This window comes from Streptomyces sp. BPTC-684 (assembly GCF_030028635.1).
Lineage (GTDB): Bacteria > Actinomycetota > Actinomycetes > Streptomycetales > Streptomycetaceae > Streptomyces > Streptomyces noboritoensis.
This window is the reverse complement of record NZ_CP124863.1, coordinates 492463-512632: the sequence shown is the minus strand read 5'-3', so window position 1 is coordinate 512632 and position 20170 is coordinate 492463. Positions and strand designations below refer to the sequence as shown.

The 20170-nt window shown below is 74.1% G+C and carries 18 protein-coding genes; 12 read left to right on the top strand and 6 right to left on the bottom strand.

From position 1 onward, the window contains the following. Positions 1 to 31 precede the first annotated feature (31 nt). From QIY60_RS02335 to QIY60_RS02300, 8 genes are all read left to right on the top strand, one after another. On the top strand, positions 32 to 1549 hold the full coding sequence (locus QIY60_RS02335; protein WP_283140876.1) for a hypothetical protein: 1518 nt from the start codon (positions 32 to 34) through the stop codon (positions 1547 to 1549). A gap of 9 nt (positions 1550 to 1558) precedes the next feature. After that, positions 1559 to 1975 carry a metalloregulator ArsR/SmtB family transcription factor gene (locus QIY60_RS02330; protein WP_283140875.1) on the top strand — a complete coding sequence of 139 codons (417 nt, stop codon included), beginning with the start codon at positions 1559 to 1561 and terminating at the stop codon, positions 1973 to 1975. An 82-nt stretch (positions 1976 to 2057) separates the two neighbouring features. Further along, on the top strand, positions 2058 to 2984 hold the full coding sequence (locus tag QIY60_RS02325; RefSeq protein ID WP_283145795.1) for a LysR family transcriptional regulator: 927 nt from the start codon (positions 2058 to 2060) through the stop codon (positions 2982 to 2984). 234 nt (positions 2985 to 3218) lie between these two features. Then, positions 3219 to 4343, top strand: coding sequence for a ribosome small subunit-dependent GTPase A (rsgA, locus tag QIY60_RS02320; RefSeq protein WP_283140874.1), 1125 nt, complete (start codon positions 3219 to 3221; stop codon positions 4341 to 4343). An 87-nt stretch (positions 4344 to 4430) separates the two neighbouring features. Then, positions 4431 to 5810, top strand: a complete 1380-nt coding sequence (locus tag QIY60_RS02315; RefSeq protein ID WP_283140873.1) for a DNA-3-methyladenine glycosylase 2 family protein — start codon at positions 4431 to 4433, stop codon at positions 5808 to 5810. 146 nt (positions 5811 to 5956) lie between these two features. Further along, complete coding sequence (locus QIY60_RS02310) at positions 5957 to 7054, top strand: ionic transporter y4hA (protein WP_283140872.1); 1098 nt, start codon at positions 5957 to 5959, stop codon at positions 7052 to 7054. Positions 7055 to 7203: 149 nt separating this feature from the next. Further along, a complete protein-coding gene (gene asnB / locus QIY60_RS02305; protein WP_283140871.1) occupies positions 7204 to 9045 on the top strand; it encodes an asparagine synthase (glutamine-hydrolyzing) in 1842 nt (613 codons plus the stop codon). 34 nt (positions 9046 to 9079) lie between these two features. Further along, positions 9080 to 9535 carry a MarR family transcriptional regulator gene (locus QIY60_RS02300; protein ID WP_283140870.1) on the top strand — a complete coding sequence of 152 codons (456 nt, stop codon included), beginning with the start codon at positions 9080 to 9082 and terminating at the stop codon, positions 9533 to 9535. Here the strand turns inward: QIY60_RS02300 and QIY60_RS02295 are convergent, their stop codons facing one another. The 3 genes from QIY60_RS02295 to QIY60_RS02285 form a co-directional block, all read right to left on the bottom strand. After that, entirely contained in the window at positions 9536 to 9907 is a 372-nt protein-coding gene (locus QIY60_RS02295; protein WP_283140869.1) for a PPOX class F420-dependent oxidoreductase, read from the bottom strand. A 115-nt stretch (positions 9908 to 10022) separates the two neighbouring features. Then, entirely contained in the window at positions 10023 to 10505 is a 483-nt protein-coding gene (locus QIY60_RS02290) for a DUF456 domain-containing protein (protein WP_283140868.1), read from the bottom strand. A 94-nt stretch (positions 10506 to 10599) separates the two neighbouring features. After that, positions 10600 to 11574, bottom strand: a complete 975-nt coding sequence (locus QIY60_RS02285) for a LuxR family transcriptional regulator (RefSeq protein WP_283140867.1) — start codon at positions 11572 to 11574, stop codon at positions 10600 to 10602. A 429-nt stretch (positions 11575 to 12003) separates the two neighbouring features. On the opposite strand from QIY60_RS02285, the gene QIY60_RS02280 reads away from it, so the two are divergent. The 3 genes from QIY60_RS02280 to QIY60_RS02270 all read left to right on the top strand — a co-directional run bounded on the left by QIY60_RS02280 (position 12004) and on the right by QIY60_RS02270 (position 16093). After that, a complete protein-coding gene (locus tag QIY60_RS02280; protein WP_283140866.1) occupies positions 12004 to 13488 on the top strand; it encodes a protein phosphatase 2C domain-containing protein in 1485 nt (494 codons plus the stop codon). Positions 13489 to 13516: 28 nt separating this feature from the next. After that, complete coding sequence (locus tag QIY60_RS02275) at positions 13517 to 15259, top strand: pyruvate dehydrogenase (RefSeq protein WP_283140865.1); 1743 nt, start codon at positions 13517 to 13519, stop codon at positions 15257 to 15259. 444 nt (positions 15260 to 15703) lie between these two features. Further along, positions 15704 to 16093: an ATP-binding protein gene (locus QIY60_RS02270; protein ID WP_349253893.1), complete on the top strand. Its 390-nt coding sequence runs from the start codon at positions 15704 to 15706 to the stop codon at positions 16091 to 16093. Positions 16094 to 16114: 21 nt separating this feature from the next. On the opposite strand, the gene QIY60_RS02265 is transcribed toward QIY60_RS02270, so the two are convergent. Together QIY60_RS02265 and QIY60_RS02260 are read right to left on the bottom strand one after the other, a co-directional pair. After that, positions 16115 to 17173 (bottom strand): DUF2637 domain-containing protein, encoded by a 1059-nt coding sequence (locus QIY60_RS02265; RefSeq protein ID WP_283140863.1) that lies wholly within the window; start codon positions 17171 to 17173, stop codon positions 16115 to 16117. Positions 17174 to 17366: 193 nt separating this feature from the next. Then, positions 17367 to 18203 carry a (2Fe-2S)-binding protein gene (locus QIY60_RS02260; RefSeq protein WP_283140862.1) on the bottom strand — a complete coding sequence of 279 codons (837 nt, stop codon included), beginning with the start codon at positions 18201 to 18203 and terminating at the stop codon, positions 17367 to 17369. Positions 18204 to 18328: 125 nt separating this feature from the next. Here QIY60_RS02260 and QIY60_RS02255 point away from each other — a divergent pair, with 125 nt between their 5' ends. Continuing rightward, a complete protein-coding gene (locus QIY60_RS02255) occupies positions 18329 to 19102 on the top strand; it encodes a GntR family transcriptional regulator (RefSeq protein WP_283140861.1) in 774 nt (257 codons plus the stop codon). Between the two features lie 136 nt (positions 19103 to 19238). Here QIY60_RS02255 and QIY60_RS02250 read toward each other — a convergent pair whose 3' ends face one another. After that, on the bottom strand, positions 19239 to 20006 hold the full coding sequence (locus QIY60_RS02250; protein ID WP_283140860.1) for a hypothetical protein: 768 nt from the start codon (positions 20004 to 20006) through the stop codon (positions 19239 to 19241). Between the last annotated feature and the right edge of the window lie 164 nt (positions 20007 to 20170).

The window sequence follows — 20170 nt, the reverse complement described above, 5'->3', positions numbered from 1 at the left end:
CGGGCGGCGTCCGGCCGCGTAGCGTGGGCGCATGGCTGCCGCCGATCAAGCGACCCGGACCGTGCCGAGCCGACCGGCCGCGCGCCCCCCGCACCGGGACACCGTCCGCCTCGCGCTGGTCGGCGCCGTCCTCGCGCTCGCCTGCGGCGCGGTCCAGCTGGCCACCGGCGCCTGGCGGCTGCCGCTCGGCTGGGACGAGACCGTGTACGTCAGCCAGGTCGACCCCCGGGTCCCCGACGCCCTCTTCAGCGAGCCCCGGGCCCGGGGCATCAGCTGGCTCGCCGCGCCCGCCGCCCAGCTGACCGGCTCGGTGCCGGTGCTGCGCGCCTGGATGCTGCTGCTCGCGGCGGCGGGGCTCACGCTCGCCTTCCGCCCCTGGCTGACCCTGGTGGGCCGCCGGGTCGTGCTGCTCGCCGCCGTCCTCTTCGCCGGTCTGTGGGTGGTGCAGTTCTACGCGGGCGAGGTCATGCCCAACCTGTACGTGGCGTACGGGGCGGTCGCCGGGGCGGGCTGGTTCCTGCACGGCGCGAACGACCGGGAACGGCGGCGCGGACCGCTGCTCGCGGTGGCGCTGAGCGTGGCCTTCACGGCCCTTGTCCGGCCGTACGACGGCGGCTATCTGGCGGTGGCCCTGCTCGCGGCGGTCCTCGCGGTACGGGCCTGGCGGCACCCGCGCCTCGCCGTCGCGGTGCTCGGCGGCCTGGCCGTCGGAGTGCTGCCCTGGGTGATCGAGGCGTATCTGCGCTTCGGCGGCCTCCTGGAGCGGGTGCGCGGCGCGGGCGAGGCGCAGGGCGGGCTGAGCCTGCACAACGCGCTCGGCATGAACCTGATGACCCTCAACGGCCCGCTGCTGTGCCGCCCCTGCACCTCCGGCTGGCCCAACCCGCACGTGAGCGCGGTGTGGTGGCTGGCCCTTCCCCTGCTCACCGCCCTCGGCGTGCTGTGCGCGGCCCGCGCGGGACGGGTGCGCACGGCGCTGCTCGCGGTGTGGTGCGCGGCGGCGCTCGGCGTGCCCTACCTCTTCGGCATCGGCTACGCGGCACCGCGCTTCCTGATCCCCGCGTACGCGCTGCTCGCGCTGGTCGTCGCGGAGTGCGCGGCCGGAGCGGTGGAGGCGGCGAAGGGGCGGTGGCGACCGGTCGTGGTGGCCGCCGTCGCGGCGTGCCTGGGGCTCCAGCTCTGGGGCCAGTACGGGATCATGGACCGGCGCACCGCACGCCAGCAGGCGCTGCGCTCCGACGACGAGTGGCTGGTGGCCCGGCTCGGGGAGTACGGCATCCGCCCGCCCTGCACCATCGTCGGCGAGCAGTCCCAGCCGCAGGCCTTCTACGGCGGCTGCTCCTCGCAGGCCAGCGACCGCGCGGACCGCACCCAGACGGTGCCGGGCATCGTGGCGGCGGCCCGGCGCACCCCGCTGGCCCTGGTCCAGTCGGCGCCGAGCCCGCCCGCGTACGCCCGGTCGTGGCCCGCCCGCAAGGTGGTCACGCCCAGGACCGGGACGGTCTGGTACGTCTTCCTGGCACCCGCTCCCGGGTCCGCGCTCCGCTAAGCTATTTGCATGGGAGCGCAAGTCGAAGGCTGGGATACGGAGAGCGCCGACCGCGCCGTAGCGGTGCTGAAGGCGGTGGCCGACCCCTCGCGCTACCGGCTGCTGTGGGCGCTGAGCGGCGCCGAGCTGCCGGTGAGCGCCCTGGCCGAGCTCCTGGGCGCGCACGTCGCCGCGACCTCCCAGCACCTGGCCCGGCTGCGCACGGCGGGCCTGGTGACCTCGCGCCGGGAGGGCACGCGCATCTACTACCGCGCCGCCGGTCCCCGCGTACGCGGCCTCCTGGAGGAGGCGTCCCTGGTCGCCCTCGCGGCGACGGCCGAGACCCCGGCCGAGGCCCCGGCCCCGGAGGCGGCGACCGCGCCCCAGCCCCAGGAACGCCCGGCCCGAGCACCCCGAGCCCTGGGCGTCCGCCGCGCCGCGACCTGAGCGGACGGCCCGATCCATAGGGCGGCTCGATACTTGACGGGTGACGGAGAGAAAACCGAATGGGTCGGCCCGGCCGAACGGCGTGACGGCCGCCCCGACCCGCCCCCACGCCCCCCTCGACCTCACCCACCTGCGCACCTTCCTCGCCGTCCACCGCACCGGCAGCTTCACCGCCGCCGCGCGGCTGCTGAGCCTGTCCCAGCCGACCGTCACCACCCAGATCCGCGCCCTGGAGCGACAGCTCGGCCGGGAGCTGTTCGAGCGGCTGCCGCGCGGGGTGGCGCCGACGCCGTACGCCGACGACCTCGCCGCACGCGTCGCCGCCCCGCTCGACGCGCTCGCGGCCGTAGCCGACCGGGGCCCCGGCGACGGGGCGCCCGCGCAGCCCGTGCACCTGGCCGGACCGGCCGAGTTCCTCTGCGTCACCGCGCTGCCCGCGCTCGCGCCGCTGGTCGCGGACGGGCTGCGGCTGCACGTCGTCACCGGCCTCTCCGACGAGCTGCTCGACGGACTGCGCGCGGGCCGCCACGACCTGGTGGTCTCGACCGTGCGGCCGCGCGGCCGCACCCTGACCGCCGTACCGCTGGCCGACGAGGAGTTCGTGCTCGTCGCCGCGCCGGAGTGGGCACGGCGGATCGGTTCCGGGCACGTCGCGGCGGACGGCCCGGCCGCGCTGGCCGGGGTGCCCCTGGTGACGTACGCCGAGGACCTGCCCATCGCCCGCCGCTACTGGCGCCACGTCTTCGGCCGCCGCCTCACCGGCGAGGCCGCGCTCACCGTCCCCGACCTGCGCGGCGTCCTGGCCGCCGTGACGGCGGGCGCGGGCTTCACCGTCCTGCCCCGCTACCTGTGCCGCGCCGACCTCGACGCGGGCCGCCTGGTCGCCCTCCTCGACCCCGAGGACCCGCCGATCAACACCGCGTACCTGGTCCAGCGCCCCGGCACCCCCGACAGCCCCCAAGTCACGCGCGTACGCGACCATTTGCTGGCTCTGGCGCGGGACTGGTGAGCGGGCACGGACAAATCAGTTGGCCGGGGCCGGAGCCCGGCGTTATGGTGACTGCGTTCCGTACGGCGGCCGTTGGCCGGCGTACTCCGGCCGTGAGCTCGATCCGGGAGGTGTGACCGATGGCTGTCATTGCGATGGGCGCTGCCCTCATCCAGAAGCGCGTCAATTCCACTCCCGTGGCCGCCGGCTGACACCCAACGCACCGCCGGGGCCACCCTTGTGAAGGGTCACCCCTTGTCTTCCTCTTCTGCTTCCCAGCAGTCGTCCTCGCAGCAGTCCTCCATCTCGCACGCCCTGGCTCCCTACGGCTGGGACGACGCCTGGGCCGCCGCCTTCGCGCACTACGCCGACCAGGGCCTGCTGCCCGGCCGCGTCGTCCGCGTCGACCGGGGCCAGTGCGACATCGTCACCGCCGGCGGGCTGCTGCGCGCCGACACCGCCTTCGTCACCCCGCACGACCCGATGCGGGTCGTCTGCACCGGTGACTGGGCCGCCGTCGAACCCGCCGGCGACCCCCGGTTCGTCCGCGCGTACCTGCCGCGCCGCACCGCCTTCGTACGCAACACCTCATCCAACCGGTCCGAGGGGCAGATCCTCGCGGCCAACGTGGACCACGCGATCATCGCGGTCTCGCTCGCCGCCGAGCTGGACCTCGGGCGGATCGAGCGGTTCCTGGCCCTGGCGTGGGAGTCGGGCGCACAGCCGCTCGTCGTCCTCACCAAGGCCGACCTGGTGCCCGACCCGGTCGGGCTCTCCTACCTGGTCCAGGACGTGGAGACCACCGCGCCCGGCGTCCAGGTCCTGCCCGTCAGCTCGGCGACCGGCGACGGCGTCGAGGTGCTGCGGGCGATCGTCTCGGGCGGCACCAGCGTGCTGCTCGGCCAGTCCGGCGCGGGCAAGTCGACGCTGGCCAACGCGCTGCTCGGCGCGGACGTGATGGAGGTGCAGGCCATCCGGGACGTCGACGGCAAGGGCCGGCACACCACCACGACCCGCAATCTGCTCGCCCTGCCCGGCGGCGGCGTCCTCATCGACACGCCGGGGCTGCGCGGGGTTGGCCTGTGGGACGCCGAGAGCGGCGTCGGGCAGGTCTTCGCGGAGATCGAGGAGCTGTCCGGGCAGTGCCGCTTCCACGACTGCGCCCACGAGGCGGAGCCGGGGTGCGCGGTGCTCGCGGCGATCGAGGACGGCTCGCTGGCCGAGCGGCGCCTGGAGAGCTACCGCAAGCTGATCCGCGAGAACCGGCGGATCGTCGCCAAGACCGACGCGCGCCTGCGCAACGAGATCCGCCGCGACTGGCGCATCAAGTCGGCCGAGGGCCGGGCGAACTACGCGGCCAAGCGGGGCGGCGGCCGCTGACGGCCCCGGGGGATTCGGACACGGCGCCCCGAGCGCCGTGTCCGAATCCCGCGAGTCGAACCGTCCGCCCTCGCGCACACTGGACGTGTGACGACGTACGAAGAGCCCCAGACGTACGAAGAAGCCGACGAGACCCGGTACGAAGCCGTCAGCAGCCGTGACGCCCGCTTCGACGGCGAGTTCTTCTTCGCCGTGTCGACCACCGGCATCTACTGCCGCCCCAGCTGCCCGGCCGTGACCCCCAAGCGCAAGAACGTCCGCTTCTTCCCGACGGCCGCCGCCGCCCAGGGCCACGGCTTCCGCGCCTGCCGCCGCTGCCGCCCCGACGCGGTGCCCGGCTCGGCGGAGTGGAACGTCCGCGCGGACGTGGTGGGCCGCGCCGTCCGGCTGATCGGGGACGGCGTGGTGGACCGCGAGGGCGTCCCCGGCCTCGCGGTGCGGCTCGGGTACAGCACCCGGCAGGTCCAGCGCCAGCTCACCGCCGAGCTCGGCGCGGGCCCGGTCGCCCTCGCCCGCGCCCAGCGCGCCCACACGGCCCGGGTGCTGCTCCAGACCACCGGGCTGCCGGTCACCGACATCGCCTTCGCGGCCGGGTTCGCCAGTGTGCGGCAGTTCAACGACACCATCCGGCAGATCTACGCCCGTACGCCCAGCGCCCTGCGCGAGGAGTCCGGGACGAAGGCCGGGCGGGGCTCGGCCGCCTTCGCCGCCGGGATCCCGCTGCGGCTCGCCCACCGGGGCCCGTACGCGGCGCGCGCGGTCTTCGACCTGCTCGCCGAGGAGGCCGTCGCCGGGGTCGAGGAGATGACCGGCGAGCCGGGCGCGCGCACCTACCGCCGCACCCTGCGGCTGCCGTACGGCACGGGCATCGTGGCCGTCGACGAGGCGCGCCCGCGCCGGGGCGGCTGGCTGGAGGCCCGGATCCACCTCACCGACCTGCGCGACCTCACCACCGCCGTGCAGCGCCTGCGCCGCCTCTTCGACCTGGACGCCGATCCGTACGCGGTGGACGAGCGACTCGCGGCCGACCCCCGGCTCGCCCCGCTGGTCGCGGCCCGGCCGGGGGTGCGCTCGCCGGGGGCGGCCGACCCGGACGAGTACGCGGTACGGGCGCTGGTGGGCCGGGCGGCGGCGGGGGAGCTGACCGAGGCGTACGGGAAGCGGCTCGACGTGCCGTGCGGCGCGCTCACCCACCTCTTCCCGGAGCCCGGCACGCTCGCCGCGCACCCGGATCCGGCCCTGGCCGAGCTCACCGCCGCGCTCGCGGACGGCAGACTGCGCCTGGACGCGGGCACCGACCGCGAGGAGGCCGTACGAATCCTGCACACCCTGCCGGGCCTCGACGCCCGTACCGTGGCCCTGATTCGTATGCGAGCACTCGGCGAACCGGACGTGGGCTTCGACGACGAGCTGTGGCGCCCCTGGCGCTCGTACGCCTACCGGCACCTGAGCGCGGCGGCCGCCTGAGCGGACTCGCGCCCTTCAGGGGCGCGGGGAACTGCGCGACCAGCCACAGACGGCCCGCAGCCAAAACCACCGCACCTCCAGCGAAGCGCCCCGCAGACGGTGTCGCCCGACGCGCGCACCCCGCCCCCGTCTGGGAACGTCGATACATGATCCGTCTCGCCCGCGTCCCCCTGGACCGGTGGTCGGCGCTCGTGCCGGCACTCGCCCTGGTGCTGCTCGCGTTCACCTGGGGGCGGTCGCTGCCCGCAGGGCTCGTCGCGCTGGTGGCCTGCTTCCTGGCGGGCGCGGTGCTGGCGGCGGTGCACCACGCGGAGGTCGTGGCGCACCGGGTGGGCGAGCCGTTCGGCTCACTCGTGCTCGCGGTCGCGGTGACGATCATCGAGGTCGCGCTGATCGTCACCCTGATGTCGGACGGCGGCGACAAGAACGCCACGCTCGCCCGCGACACCGTCTTCGCCGCCGTGATGATCACCTGCAACGGGATCGTCGGCGTCTGCCTCCTCATCGGGGCGCTCCGCCGCAGACTGGCCGTCTTCAACCCCGAGGGCACCGGCGCCGCCTTCGCCACGGTCACCACGCTCGCCGGGCTCAGCCTGGTCCTTCCGACCTTCACCACCAGCAAGCCGGGCCCGGAGTTCTCCACCGCGCAGCTCGTCTTCGCCGCGCTCGCCTCGGTGGCGCTGTACGGGCTGTTCGTCGCCACCCAGACCGTGCGCCACCGCGACTACTTCCTGCCCGTCACCCAGCAGGGCGAAGTGCTCGACGAGGAGCACGCCGACCCGCCCTCCGCCCGGACCGCGCTGATCAGCCTCGGGCTGCTCGGGGTGGCCCTGGTCGCGGTCGTCGGCCTCGCCAAGGGCGTCTCGCCGACCATCGAGAGCGGGGTGGCCGCCGCCGGGCTGCCCGCCTCCGTCGTCGGCGTGGTCATCGCCCTCCTCGTGCTGCTGCCCGAGACCATCGCCGCCTCCCGGGCCGCCGCCCGCGACCGGGTGCAGACCAGCCTCAATCTGGCGCTCGGCTCCGCGATGGCGAGCATCGGACTGACCATCCCGGCGGTCGCGCTGGCCTCCATCTGGCTGTCGGGGCCGCTGGTCCTCGGGCTCGGCGCCAGCCACATGGTGCTGCTCGCGCTCACCGTCGGCGTGGGCATCCTCACCTTCGTCCCGGGCCGTGCGACGCCGATGCAGGGCGGCGTCCACCTGGCCCTCTTCGCCGGATATCTGGTGCTCGCGGTCAGCCCCTGACCCGGCGGCCGGAACACGACGCCCCCAAGCCGCCCCGGTGGCGGCCGTGTTGACGCGCCCGGGGCCGGTGACGCACGATCGAAATATAGATGCTGGATACATCTGAATCGGCCGGGATCCCCGCCCGGCCGGAGAGCGGGAGGCACCCCATGTGTGGCATCACCGGCTGGATCTCCTTCGACCGCGAGCTGCGGACCGAGCGGGACACCGTCGACGCGATGACCGAGACGATGGACTGCCGGGGCCCCGACGACCGGGGCACCTGGATCTCCGGCCCCGCCGCCCTCGGCCACCGCAGGCTCGCGATCATCGACCTGCCGGGCGGCCGCCAGCCCATGGCCGCCCGCACCGACGAGGGCGGCGTCGTCCTGGTCTACTCGGGGGAGACGTACAATTTCACCGAGTTACGCGCCGAACTGGCCGCCCGGGGACACCGGTTCACCACCGAGTCCGACACCGAGGTCGTGCTGCGCGGCTATCTGGAGTGGGGCGAGGCCGTCGCCGACCGGCTCAACGGCATGTACGCGTTCGCCGTCTGGGACGAGCCGAAGCAGCGCCTGGTGATGATCCGCGACAGGATGGGCATCAAGCCGTTCTACTACTACGAGACCGCCGACGGCGTGCTCTTCGGCTCCGAGCCCAAGGCGATCCTCGCCAACCCGCTGGCCCGCCGCTCGGTCGGGGCCGACGGCCTGCGCGAGCTGTTCGTCACCGTCAAGACGCCCGGCCAGGCCGTCTGGGACGGCATGCGCGAGGTCGAGCCGGGCACCGTCGTCACCGTCGACCGGGGCGGGCTGCGCCGGCACGTCTACTGGACGCTGCGGACCCGGCCGCACGAGGACGGCCGCCAGGACACGGTCGCCCGGGTGCGGGACCTGCTCGACGACATCGTCCGCCGCCAGCTCGTCGCGGACGTGCCGCGCTGCGTCCTGCTCTCCGGCGGCCTCGACTCCTCGGCGCTGACCGCGCTCGCCGCCCGCCGCCTCGCCGCCGAGGGTGAGAGGGTCCGCAGCTTCTCGGTGGACTTCGTCGGCCGGACCGAGAACTTCGTGGCCGACGTCCTGCGCCCCACCCCCGACAGTCCGTACGCCCATGACGTGGCGCGCGCGGCCGGGACCCGGCACCGGGACATCGTCCTCGACGCGCACGCCCTGGCCGACCCGGAGCTGCGCGCCCGGGTGGTCCGCGCCCGCGACCTGCCCACCGGCCTCGGCGACCTCGACACCTCGCTGCACCTGCTCTTCCAGGCGGTGCGCGAGCACTCGACGGTCGCGCTCTCCGGCGAGTCCGCCGACGAGGTCTTCGGCGGCTACCGGCAGTTCTTCAGCGAACAGGCCCGCACCGCCCGCACCTTCCCGTGGCTCGTTCACCACGACCAGGACTTCGGCGACGGCACCTCCCTGCTGCGGCCCGAGGTCACCGCCGCCCTCGACCTGCCCGCGTTCACCCGGGACAGCTACGACACGGCCGCCGCCGGGGTCGAACGCCTCGACGGGGAAAGCGGGTTGGAGTACCGGATGCGGGTGATGAGCCATCTGCACCTGACGCGGTTCGTCCGCATGCTGCTCGACCGCAAGGACCGCGCCAGCATGGCCGTCGGGCTCGAAGTGCGGGTGCCGTTCTGCGACCACCGGCTCGTCGAGTACGTGTACAACGCGCCCTGGGCGCTGAAGTCCTTCGACGGGCGCGAGAAGAGCCTGCTGCGGGAGGCGGCGGCGGACGTGCTGCCCAGGTCGGTCTACGACCGGGTGAAGAGCCCGTACCCCTCGACGCAGGACCCGAAGTACGCCGCCGCCCTCCAGGAGCACGGCAAGGACCTGCTGGCGCGCACGGACCACCCGGTCTTCCAACTCGTCGACCGGGGGCGCCTGTCGGCCGCCGTGCGCGAGGCGGCCCCGCAGACCACCCAGGCCTCCCGGAGCGGCCTTGAGCACGCCCTCGACCTGGCCGTCTGGTTCGACATGTACGCGCCGGGGATTACACTCGCCTGACCTGAATTCGGTGCGGGGGGGCGGCGGACGGGCGATGATCATCGACGACGATGCGGCGCTGCAACTGGTGATCTCGCTCCACCGGTTGCTGCGCAGTCTGCGCCGGGCCGCCCCGGCCGACGGGATCCAGCCCACCCAGATAGTGGTGCTCTCGCTGCTCGCCGAGAGCGGGCCCGCCCGCATCGGCGAGCTCGCGGCCCGGGTGCCGTGCTCCCAGCCGACCGCCACCTCGGCCGTCGCGGGCCTGGAGGCGACGGGGCTCGTGCTGCGCCAGAGCGACCCCACGGACGGCCGGGCCGCCCGTATCGTCCTCACCGAACAGGGCGCCCGCGCCCTGGTGGACGCCGCCCGCGCCGAGGCCGAGGTGCTGGCCTGGCGCCTCGGCGCGCTCGGCGCCGAGGAGGCCCGGGCGGTCGTCGCGCTCGGCCCGCTGCTGCGCCGCCTCGCCGAGGCGGCCCACGACGGCTCCGACCCGGCGAGCCGGGCGTAGTCACGCGTCCTCCAGTCCCCAGCTGTGGATCTTCTGCGGCCGGATCCGGATCAGCTCCTCGCTGAAGTGCGGCCCCAACTCGTGCGGCCCGGTGAGCAGTTCGGCCTCGCCCCGGATCTCCACGCCCCGCACCCGCCAGGGCCGTACGCTCACCACGTCGTCCACGACAAGCGCGAGCCTCGGGTTCGCCAGCAGGTTGCGCCACTTCTTCGTGGTGCCGAGGGCGTATCCGCCGATCAGGATCGTGCCGTCGTCCTGCGGGAAGAACCCGACCGGGTTCGCCTGCGGCTGGCCCTTGGGGTCGACGGTCGCCAGCCGTCCCAGCCGCTGGGACTTCAGGTAGGCGCGCTCGGCCGCGCTGAATTCGGTCATGCCCCCAGCGTCACACGCGTACCCGCCGAAGGTCATCGGCTTCGGGGACCAGAGCGCCCGGGCCGCACGACCTACGTCTTTACCGGCCCGGACTCGCCGACTCGGGCCCACCGGCTCAGGCCCAGATCACCACGCCCGCCCACGCGCCCACCACCAGCAGGCACGCGAAGAGCTCCACCAGGACCGAGTACCCGCCGGACCGCAGCACCGTACGGGCCGACGTCCAGCCCGCCCCGTGGCTGCCGAGCCGCACCCGCTCCGCCCCGTACAGACCGCCCAGGAAGCCCAGGATCCCGCCGACCACCGGGAGCAGGAAGAAGCCGGCGATCGCCGCGATCCCGCCGGTCAGCAGGGAGCGCCGGGGCGCGCCGGCCGCCTTCAGGCGCCGGGGCGGCATGAGCAGCTTGAGGGCCTGGGCGAGCAGCAGCAGGCCCGTCGCCCCGGCCAGGACCGCCCAGGCCGTGCCGGTGGTGTCGCTGAGGGCCCACCACGCCACGGCGGCCCACACGATCGCAAGGCCGGGCACCCCGGGCACCAGCACGCCGAGCAGCCCGAGGAGCATCACCAGGCCCATCTCCAGGAGCTGCCACACGCCCACCTGCCCAGCGTGCAGTAAAGAGAACGTTTCCGCAGGTCCGCGCCCGGCCCCCGGCCCCGCATCCGGCCGGATTCCGCCCCCGTCGCCCGGCACGCTAGCGGGCCACCCAGCCGCGCTCGTACGCGTGCCACCCCAGCTGGAGCCGGGTGGTGACGCCCGTCAGCTCCATCAGGCCCTTCACCCGGCGCTGCACGGTCCGCAGTCCCAGGTCGAGCTGTTTGGCCACGCTCGCGTCCGTCATCCCGGCCAGCAGCAGCGACAGGACCTCCAGGTCGGTGGCGTCGGGGCCGGACGACTCCTCCCGTACCGCCGTGCCCGCGAGGCGCAGCGGCAGCGCGTCCCGCCACACCGCCTCGAAGAGGCCCATCAGGGACTCCAGGAGGCCGCTGGCGTGCACCACCAGGGCGGCGGGCTCGGCGTCCCGGCCGGTCAGCGGCACCATCGCCAGGCTACGGTCGGCCACCACCAGCTTGGTGGGCACCCGGTCGACCGTGCGCACCTGCTCGTCGCGGCCGAGCGCCGCCGTGACCTCGGTGATCCCGGCGGGCAGGGCGAGCACCTCGCGCTCGATGACCACCCGGTAGGCCACCCCCCGGGTCGCGGCCCGCTCCTCGGACTCGTTGTCCATCCCGGTCACCGCGACCGGATTGCCGGTGACCAGCGCGCACACCTCGTCGGTGGCGCCGAGCTGGAGCTGGTGGAAGCGGTGGGCGACGGCGGACGCGCCGGTCACCACCTCCACCAGGTCGTGCACGGCGGGCTCGGCGGCCTCGGCCCGGTACTCCTCGGCGAGCAGTGCGGCCGCCAGCTCCGCCTGCTCCAGCTCGTGGCGCTGCTGGGTGAGCAGGGCGCCGAGCGCGACGCCGGGCGGGGCCGCCACCCACCGCCCGGTGCGGGCCGAGGACTGGGCGGCCAGGCCCTGGCGCTCCAGGCGGCGCAGCGCCCGTTCCGTGTCGGGCTCGGGCAGCGCGAGCCGGTGCGCGAGGTCCGCGACCTCGGCCGCGCCCAGCGCCACCAGCGTCCGGTACGCCGACTCCTGCGTCTCGTCCAGGCCTATCGCTCCCAGCACCCTCGTCCGCCCCTCTCGCGCCCGCTGTCCACGCGTGGCGGGAAACGGCCACGGCGCAAACCCGCCTCACAACATCATCCCCGCACCTTCCGTCGCTCTGCCAAGGTGGCGCAACCGCAGCACCAACAGCCGTCGGCAACAAGGCATTTATGCGCTTTGCGCGCGGAGTGTTTTGTTCCGGATTCACCTGGGGAGAGCGATGCGTCCGATATCGCGCACGGCTCCGGGAGCGGCGACCGCTGCCCAGCAGCAGGGGCGGCCGGTCGCCGTCACCCTGGTCACCGGCGACCGCGTCCTGGTCAGCCGGAACGCCACGGGGAAGGCGGAGGCGCGTTCGGTCGTGTCCGCGTACGGCGTGCGGATTTGTGTGCTGACCACTTTTACCCGTTCCACCGTTTTCGTACGGCCCGTGCGGTGGACAATAAGGGCATGAGTCAGCAGGGGGAGAGGCGCACCTCGGACGACGACTGGTGGACTCGCCTGTACGACGAGCCCGCCCCGGACAACTCACCCGCAGCCGCGGGCGACACCCTCGACGACCGCTTCAAGTCCGTTGCGGAGGCGGTGAGTCCGACCGTGCCGGACCCCCGGTCCGCGCCGCAGGACCGAATCGATCCTGCGGATACGGCCGGGCCCGAACCCGAGGACATTCCGGGTGCGGCCCCCCAAGGCATCCTGCCCCGGGCCCCCTGGCAGCCGCCCGGCACCACGGCACCGCCCGGCTCCCGCCGTACGGCCGGGTGGTGGGAGCCCGCCGACTCCCTCCCGCCGTCGGCCCCGCCGCCGCCCGGGTACGAGCCCGCCGTCCCGGCACCGCCACCGCGGCCGCCGGAACCCGGCCCCGCCCGGCCGCCAACGGCCCCGCCCGATCCCCCCGCCGCCGTCACCGCCCCGCCCGACGCGGCCCCCGAACCACCACCGCCGCCCCCCTCGTCCCGGCCGCGCGTCGGCCATGTGGGGGACCGGCCGCCCACCTACGACGCCGAGCCCACCGCGCTGCCGAACGCGCGGCCCGACGGCCTGGACGAGCTCGTCGCGGACACGGTCCTCGACGGCGCCAGGTACGGGGCGTACGTGCTGCGCGCCGCCTCCGTACGCGGCGACTCGGCCCGCTACCGGGGCGAGCCCCGGCGCGACGCCCTGCTCACCGCCCGGTTCGGGAACGGCGAGGACGCGCTGGTCCTGGTCGCCGTCGCCAGCGGCATGCGGGCCTTCGAGGGCGCGCACCTCGCCGCCGCCGACGCCTGCCGCTGGATCGGCGGCGCCATCGGGCGCAGCCACGCCCGGCTCGCCGACGACATCAGGGCCGGGCGCCGGGGCGACCTCAAGTCCGGGCTGCACCGGCTCACCGACCGAAGCTACGGCAGACTGCGCGCCCGCGCCGCCGAGCTGGGCGCGGAGCCCGAGGAGTACACGGCGGGCCTGCGCTGTCTGCTGCTCTCCGCCGACCCCGGCTGCCGCACCCGGGTCTTCTTCGGGGTCGGTCCCGGCGGCCTGTTCCGGTTGCGCGCGGGCGTCTGGCAGGACATCGAGCCCGCCCCGCCCGAGCCGGGCGAGGTCAGCGGCGCGCCCGTCGTCGGGTTCGGCTCGCCGCCCGCCGAGACCGCCGAGGGCGACCGGCTCACCATGGACCTGCACACCGTGGAGCCCGCCCGCCCGTACATCGACCCGCCGCCCCCGCCCGCCGAACCGTTCCGCTTCCGGGCCTCCGTCGCCCGCCCGGGCGACACCCTGCTGCTGTGCAGCGGCGGGCTCGCCGAGCCGCTGCGGGGCGAGCCCGCGCTCGCCAAGGAGCTGGCCGAGCGGTGGGCCGGGGACGGGCCGCCCGGACTCGCCGAGTTCCTCGCGGACGTCCAGCTCAGGGCGAAGGGGTACGCCGACGACCGTACGGCCGTCGCCGTCTGGGAGGCGTGACGCGGCGCGCCGTGGATGAATGGGAGCCATGGCCAGACAGAACGTGGCAGAGCAGTTCGTGGACATCCTCGCCCGCGCAGGCGTGCGGCGGATGTACGGCGTCGTCGGCGACAGCCTCAACCCCGTCGTCGACGCCATCCGCCGCACCTCCGCCATCGACTGGATCCAGGTCCGCCACGAGGAGGTCGCCGCCTTCGCGGCCGGCGCCGAGGCCCAGCTCACCGGCACCCTCGCGGCGTGCGCCGGATCCTGCGGCCCGGGCAACCTCCATCTGATCAACGGCCTCTACGACGCCCACCGCTCGATGGCCCCCGTCCTCGCCCTCGCCTCCCACATCCCCTCGTCCGAGATCGGCCTGGGCTACTTCCAGGAGACCCACCCCGACCAGCTCTTCCGCGAGTGCTCGCACTACTGCGAGCTCATCTCCAGCCCCAAGCAGATGCCCCGGCTGCTCCAGACGGCCATCCAGCACGCGATCGGCCGCGGCGGCGTCAGCGTGGTCGCGCTCCCGGGCGACGTGGCCTCCGAGCCCGCCCCGGACAAGGCCGTCGAGCACGCGCTGGTCACCGCGCTGCCTTCGGTACGGCCCGGCGACGCGGAGATCGAGAAGCTCGCCCGGCTCGTGGACGAGGCCAGACGGGTCACCCTCTTCTGCGGCAGCGGCACCGCGGGCGCCCACGCCGAGGTGATGGAGTTCGCCGAGCGCGTCAAGGCCCCGGTCGGGCACGCGCTGCGCGGCAAGGAGTGGATCCAGTACGACAACCCGTACGACGTCGGCATGAGCGGGCTGCTCGGCTACGGCGCCGCCTACGAGGCCACCCACGAGTGCGATCTGCTGATGCTCATCGGCACCGACTTCCCGTACAACGCGTTCCTGCCCGACGACGTCAAGATCGTGCAGATCGACGTGCGGCCCGAGCACCTGGGGCGGCGCTCCCAGCTCGATCTGGCGGTGTGGGGCGACGCCAAGGAGACGCTGCGCTGTCTGACCCCGCGCGTGAAGGCCAAGACCGACCGCCGTTTTCTCGACAAGATGCTGAAGAAGCACGCCGACGCGCTGGAGGGCGTCGTCAAGGCGTACACCCGCAAGGTGGAGAAGCACGTGCCGATCCACCCCGAGTACGTGGCCTCCGTACTCGACGAACTCGCCGACGACGACGCGGTGTTCACCGTCGACACCGGTATGTGCAACGTCTGGGCCGCCCGGTACATCTCGCCCAACGGCCGGCGCCGGATCATCGGCTCGTTCAGCCACGGCTCGATGGCGAACGCGCTGCCGCAGGCGATCGGCGCCCAGTTCACCGACCGGAACCGCCAGGTGATCTCGATGTCCGGCGACGGCGGGTTCTCGATGCTGATGGGCGACTTCCTGACCCTGGTCCAGTACGACCTGCCGGTGAAGATCGTCCTGTTCGACAACTCCTCGCTCGGCATGGTCGAGCTGGAGATGCTGGTCGCCGGTCTGCCGTCGTACGGGACGAGCAACCACAACCCCGACTTCGCGGCGATCGCCCGCGCGGCCGGTGCGTACGGCGTGCGCGTGGAGAAGCCCAAGCAGCTCGCGGGCGCCCTCAAGGACGCCTTCAAGCACAAGGGGCCCGCCCTGGTCGACGTGGTCACCGACCCCAACGCGCTCTCCATCCCACCGAAGATCAGCGCCGAGATGGTGACCGGCTTCGCGCTCTCCGCGAGCAAGATCGTGCTGGACGGCGGGGTCGGCCGGATGCTCCAGATGGCCCGTTCCAACCTGCGCAACGTGCCCCGCCCGTAAGCCCGTTCAGGGCTCCATAAGGCAGATGTCCACCCGGCCGTCTGGCGATGGGGTGATCCTCCATGGTCAGTACGTCTCCCGGCCGGGTGGCCGGAAGGCGGGCGCAACCGCAGGCGCGTCCGGCCGCGCACGAGTGAATCCGGGGCCGACGGCCGTTTCCGGCCTGTGACTCGCCTGTGGGTAAGGGGCGCTGCCATGGAGTGTCCTCCTCGCCCGTGACCGGCCCGCAGCCGCGCCGCGAGCCGTGGAACTGCTCCCGCGGCGGATTCCGTCGGTCGTTGAGGAATCACCATGCGTGACGGGGGGGCGGTGGGGCATGCATCCCGTGAGGGTGTTCGAGACGGAAAGGGACGTGACGACGTGCGGGTGGGGGCTATGACTGAGCGTCAGGGAGGGGGCGGGCCCGAAATCAACGGGGCGTTCCGCGGGACGGGTGCGCGTGCGGTGCTCCATGGGCAGCTGCGGCGCAGGGTGGGGCGGTCGGACCTGACGGCGGTGCCGGAAGTGCGGCGCGCGCTGCGGGAGTTGCTGGGGCACTGGAAGCACACGGGGCCGGTCGACGTGGCCGAGCTCCTCACCTGCGAGCTGGTGACCAACGCGCTCATACACACGGACCAGGGGGCGGTGGTGACGGCCACCGTGGCGCCGGCCGGACTCCGCGTCGAGGTGCACGACTTCACCCCGATGCTGCCCGAACCGTACGTACCGTCCGCCGACGACGGTACGCACGGCCGGGGGCTCCTGCTGGTGCAGGCGCTCGCGGACGCCTGGGGCGTGCGCGCGCACGAGGCGGGCAAGGTCGTCTGGTTCGAGCTCGGCAGCGGGACGGCGTGAGGCCTGTGACGCCGTCCGCACTCAGCCGAACTGCTGCTCCAGATCCTTGAGTTTGCGCTCCAGGTGGTCCAGGCGCGGCAGCGTCTGGGTGTCGTCCTCGGCCGTGAGGTCGACGGTCCTGGACGCCGTCAGGAACTCAGCGTCCGTGACGGCCTGAAGGGAGGGCCGGTTGCGAAGAGGCAGTTGTCCCGGCTCTATGGCGGGCTCCGCGACAGCCTTCGGCTGCCCGGAGCCCGCACTCGCCATGGACTGGACGTCGACCTGACGGCCGCCGGGCCGCACCCGGCCCAGGTTCCGGCCCTGTCGGCTGAGCGCCTTCAGATGCGCCCGCTCCAGCTTCTCCTGCTCGCGCCGGCGCAGCCTGTTCTGCTCCTTGGCGCGCCGGTCCTCGCGTACCTCCTCGACCGCCTCGTCCAGCGTCCGCACCCCCTCCAGGAGCATCAGCGACCAGGCGCCGAACGTCTCCCGGGGGGCTCGCAGCCACCGTACGATCCGGATCTGCGGCAGTGGGCGGGGCACCAGGCCCTGTTCGCGCAGCGCCGCCACGCGGGTCTGCTTCAGCGCGCGGTCGAAGAGCACCGCGGCCGACAGCGACATCCCGGCGAAGAACTGCGGGGCGCCCGCGTGGGCCATGCCGCGCGGCGCGTGCACCCAGTTGAACCAGGCGGCCGCGCCCGCGAACGTCCACACGAGGAGGCGCGAGCCGAGTGCCGCGTCGCCGTGGCTGGCCTCGCGCACGGCGAGCACCGAGCAGAACATGGCGGCGCCGTCGAGGCCGAAGGGGACGAGGTACTCCCAGCCGTCGGTGAGGCCGAGGTTCTGCCGGCCGAAGCCGACCAGGCCGTGGAAGGAGAGCGCGGCGGCGACGGCCGCGCAGCAGAACAGCAGCCCATAGGAGACGGTGCCGTAGACGGCTTCCTTGCGGCGGCGGCGCTCCTCGCTGCGTTCCCAGGTGTCGTCGCCGGACGCGCTCTCACCGGAGCGCTTGCCGCGCGTGAGGACGACCAACGCCACGACGACCCCCACGATCATCACGCCGCCCGGAAGCAGCCAGTCCAGAGATATGTCGGTCAGTCGCATGCGGTGTCCCTTGAATCACGTAAGGCTTTCCGGGCGCCATAGTGCTCCTGCCGCACGGGGCCGCAGGCGTTTTCGGGGCAAGAGGCCGCCATTGGCGGCCAGTGGCATACGGATAGGTGCGATCTGCTCGAACTGGCTTGGTGGTGAACCGAGTTGAGTTCGAATCCGGCTCACCCGGACGAGTGGCGTGGATTCAGGACGCGGCGCTCAGCTTGGCCACCCGGTCGGCGTCGCAGGTACGCGGACAGGTGACACAGGTGTCCTCGGGGCGCAGGGTGTAGAAGAGGCAGCAGCTGGCCCGGTCGCGGGTCGGCAGCGGCTCGCCCGCCGGGCCGCTCAGCTCACGGAAGCCGGCGGCGCCGACGTACGGCTTGGTCGAGCCCGGCAGCAGCAGCTCCAGCTCGCCCATCGCCCGCCGCTCCTCGCCGAGCAGCGCCGCCACGTACCAGAGCCCCTCGACGACCTCGTCGGTCGCCATGCCCCACAGCGCCCGCCTGCCGCGCCGCATCCGGGGTCCGAAGCCGTCAAGGACCGGGCCGAGGTGCTCGGCGACGGCCGCGCGGACCTCGGCGCGCAGCGCCTCCTCGTCCGGGACGACCCGGGCGCCCGGCAGCGCGGCCGCGGGGTCCCCGGGCAGGCAGGCGAACTCCCGCACCCGCACGGTCAGCCGTCCGAGGGTGCGCTGGAAGGACACGTCCTCGACGGGTACGCGCGGCACCCGGCGGTGCAGGAACCACGGCACGGTGATGAGCAGACAGGCGGGCCAGGCGTAGCGGTGGAAGCCGAAGGAGGCGATGACGTCGGGGCGGGCCCGCTGCCCGTAGTCGCGCAGGACCTGCTCGTCGTCCCAGCCCAGGAAGGCGTCCAGGGCGTCCCCGCCGGAGGCGAGCTGGTGCGCGCCGACCCAGCCGGGGGATCCGGGGGCCCGCTCGCCGTCCGCGAGCTCGTGGACCCGGACGCCGGGGTAGAGGTCGGCGAGGCGCGCGTAGGACGCGGCCAGGGGGCTCGGGAGCAGCGTGGACACAGTCATGCAGGGACCACCGAATCACGATCGTTTGCAGGTAAGGCTTACCTTAGCGGATGTGCGCGATGTTTGAACTGTCGCTTTGTCCGCCTATGGTGCTGGGGGAATACCGAGCGGTAGGAGGGCCTGGGGTGGAACAGGGCAGAGCACGCGAGACGGCGGCGCCGCCGTTCGGGTCTCCCCGTGTGCCCGCGCAGGCCCGGGTGGAGGGTGACCCCTTCACGGCCGTACGGGGTGGTGAGGCGCGCGGTGAGCACACCCACAGCGAGCCGCCCGCGCCCCAGGTCCGCCGCTATTCCGTACGTGGGCAGATCCTGGAGGCGCTGCGGGCCGCGCTGGTCGACGGCGAGCTGGTGCCGGGCGAGGTGTACTCGGCGCCGGTGCTCGGCGAGCGGTTCGGCGTCTCGGCCACTCCGGTGCGCGAGGCGATGCAGCGGCTGGCCTCCGAGGGCGCCGTCGAGGTCGTCCCGAACCGGGGCTTCCGGGTCACCGAGCGGGGGCCGCGCGAGCTGGCCGAGCTGGCGGAGGTGCGCGCGCTGATCGAGGTGCCGGTGATGCTGCGGCTCGCGCGGTCCGTGCCCGCCGCCCGCTGGGCCGAGCTGCGGCCGCTCGCCGAGGCGACCACGCAGGCGGCGGCGGTGGGCGACCGGGCGGGGTACGCCGAGTCGGACCGGGCGTTCCACCGTGCGGTGCTTGCGCTCGCCGGGAACCAGCAGCTGCTCGCGGTGGCGGAGGACCTCCACCGGCGCTCGCAGTGGCCGCTGACGGCTGCGCCGGTCGCCCGTCAGGGCGAGCTGGTGGCGGATGCGGCCGAGCATCTGGCGTTGCTGGACGCGCTGATCGCACAGGATCTGACCGTGGTTCAGACCCTTGTGCGGGAGCACTTCACGGGGTCGGCGCTTTAACGCTGCGCGGTGGGTGCGGGTTCGTTGTGGCTGGTCGCGCAGTTCCCCGCGCCCCTTAAATGCCGCTGCGCGGCATCTGCCTTTAGGAGCGCGGGGAACTGCGCGAGCAACCCAGCACGGTCCGCAGACGAAGTCGTCACGTGGCCGCCGGGGACGGCGTCAGGTGGCTCGCCAGCCACGTGGGCACCCCGCCGAGCAGCCGGAACAGCCGCGCGGCCTCCGTGCGCAGCCGGGCCGCCTCCGGCTCCGGCTCCGCATCCGCCAGGGCCGCCAGCGCCGGGGCCGTGCCGACCAGATAGCCCAGCTCCTCGCGGATCCGCAGGGACTCCGCGAAGCCGTGCCGCGCCTCCGCCAACTCCCCGTCTCGCAGGGCGAGTCCGGCCAGATGGCGCCAGGTGAAGGAGAGCAGCAGCGTGTCGCCGTGCGCGGTGGCGCCCGCGTGGGCGCGGCGGTAGGCGGCGCGGGCCGCCTGCGGCGCGTCCGCCACGTTCTCCGCGAGCAGCCCCCGCCGGAAGTCGAGCAGCGCGCGCCCCCGCGCGGCCGGGGCGATCAGCGCGGCCGCCCGGCCCAGCGCCGAACGGGCCTCGTCGGCGCGGTCGCGCACCCCGAGCAGCGTCGAGGCGTACGCGAGCTGGCCGCGCTCGCACGCGGCCGCGCCGCGCTCCTCGTCGTCCCCGGCCACCGCCTCGGCGCCGCGCAGCGCCTCCTCGGCCTCGGCCCAGCCGTCCCCGGTGTACAGACAGCGCTCGGTGAGCAGCGCGGCCCGCTGGAGCGCCGCGGCGGGCTCGGCGCCGTGCGGTTCGAGCAGGGCGGCCGCGTCCGTCCAGCAGCCGCGCGAGCGCAGCCGCCATACCGCGGTCTGGAGCGGATCCCCGTTCTCTGCATTCGTTCCGGAATCAGACATGGCGGAGTACGCCACGTTGCCCTCCCCGAGCGCGCCATTGAGCCGTTGAGTCCGAGCTGTTGAGTCGTGGGCGAATCTCAGCACGGATTGGCACGCCGGGCCAAGGGCAATGCGTGAATTCCTTCACAAACGGCGAATTGCGGTGCGTCCAGGTGGTGTTCCGG

What these genes read in the sequence shown, in the direction of transcription:
- QIY60_RS02335 (WP_283140876.1), top strand. Translation starts at nt 32, where the DNA reads ATGGCTGCCGCCGATCAAGCGACCCGGACCGTGCCGAGCCGACCGGCC.
- QIY60_RS02330 (WP_283140875.1), top strand. Translation starts at nt 1,559, where the DNA reads ATGGGAGCGCAAGTCGAAGGCTGGGATACGGAGAGCGCCGACCGCGCC.
- QIY60_RS02310 (WP_283140872.1), top strand. Translation starts at nt 5,957, where the DNA reads ATGATCCGTCTCGCCCGCGTCCCCCTGGACCGGTGGTCGGCGCTCGTG.
- asnB (WP_283140871.1), top strand. Translation starts at nt 7,204, where the DNA reads ATGTGTGGCATCACCGGCTGGATCTCCTTCGACCGCGAGCTGCGGACC.
- QIY60_RS02300 (WP_283140870.1), top strand. Translation starts at nt 9,080, where the DNA reads ATGATCATCGACGACGATGCGGCGCTGCAACTGGTGATCTCGCTCCAC.
- QIY60_RS02295 (WP_283140869.1), bottom strand. Translation starts at nt 9,907, where the DNA reads ATGACCGAATTCAGCGCGGCCGAGCGCGCCTACCTGAAGTCCCAGCGG.
- QIY60_RS02280 (WP_283140866.1), top strand. Translation starts at nt 12,004, where the DNA reads ATGAGTCAGCAGGGGGAGAGGCGCACCTCGGACGACGACTGGTGGACT.
- QIY60_RS02275 (WP_283140865.1), top strand. Translation starts at nt 13,517, where the DNA reads ATGGCCAGACAGAACGTGGCAGAGCAGTTCGTGGACATCCTCGCCCGC.
- QIY60_RS02265 (WP_283140863.1), bottom strand. Translation starts at nt 17,173, where the DNA reads ATGCGACTGACCGACATATCTCTGGACTGGCTGCTTCCGGGCGGCGTG.
- QIY60_RS02260 (WP_283140862.1), bottom strand. Translation starts at nt 18,203, where the DNA reads ATGACTGTGTCCACGCTGCTCCCGAGCCCCCTGGCCGCGTCCTACGCG.
- QIY60_RS02250 (WP_283140860.1), bottom strand. Translation starts at nt 20,006, where the DNA reads ATGTCTGATTCCGGAACGAATGCAGAGAACGGGGATCCGCTCCAGACC.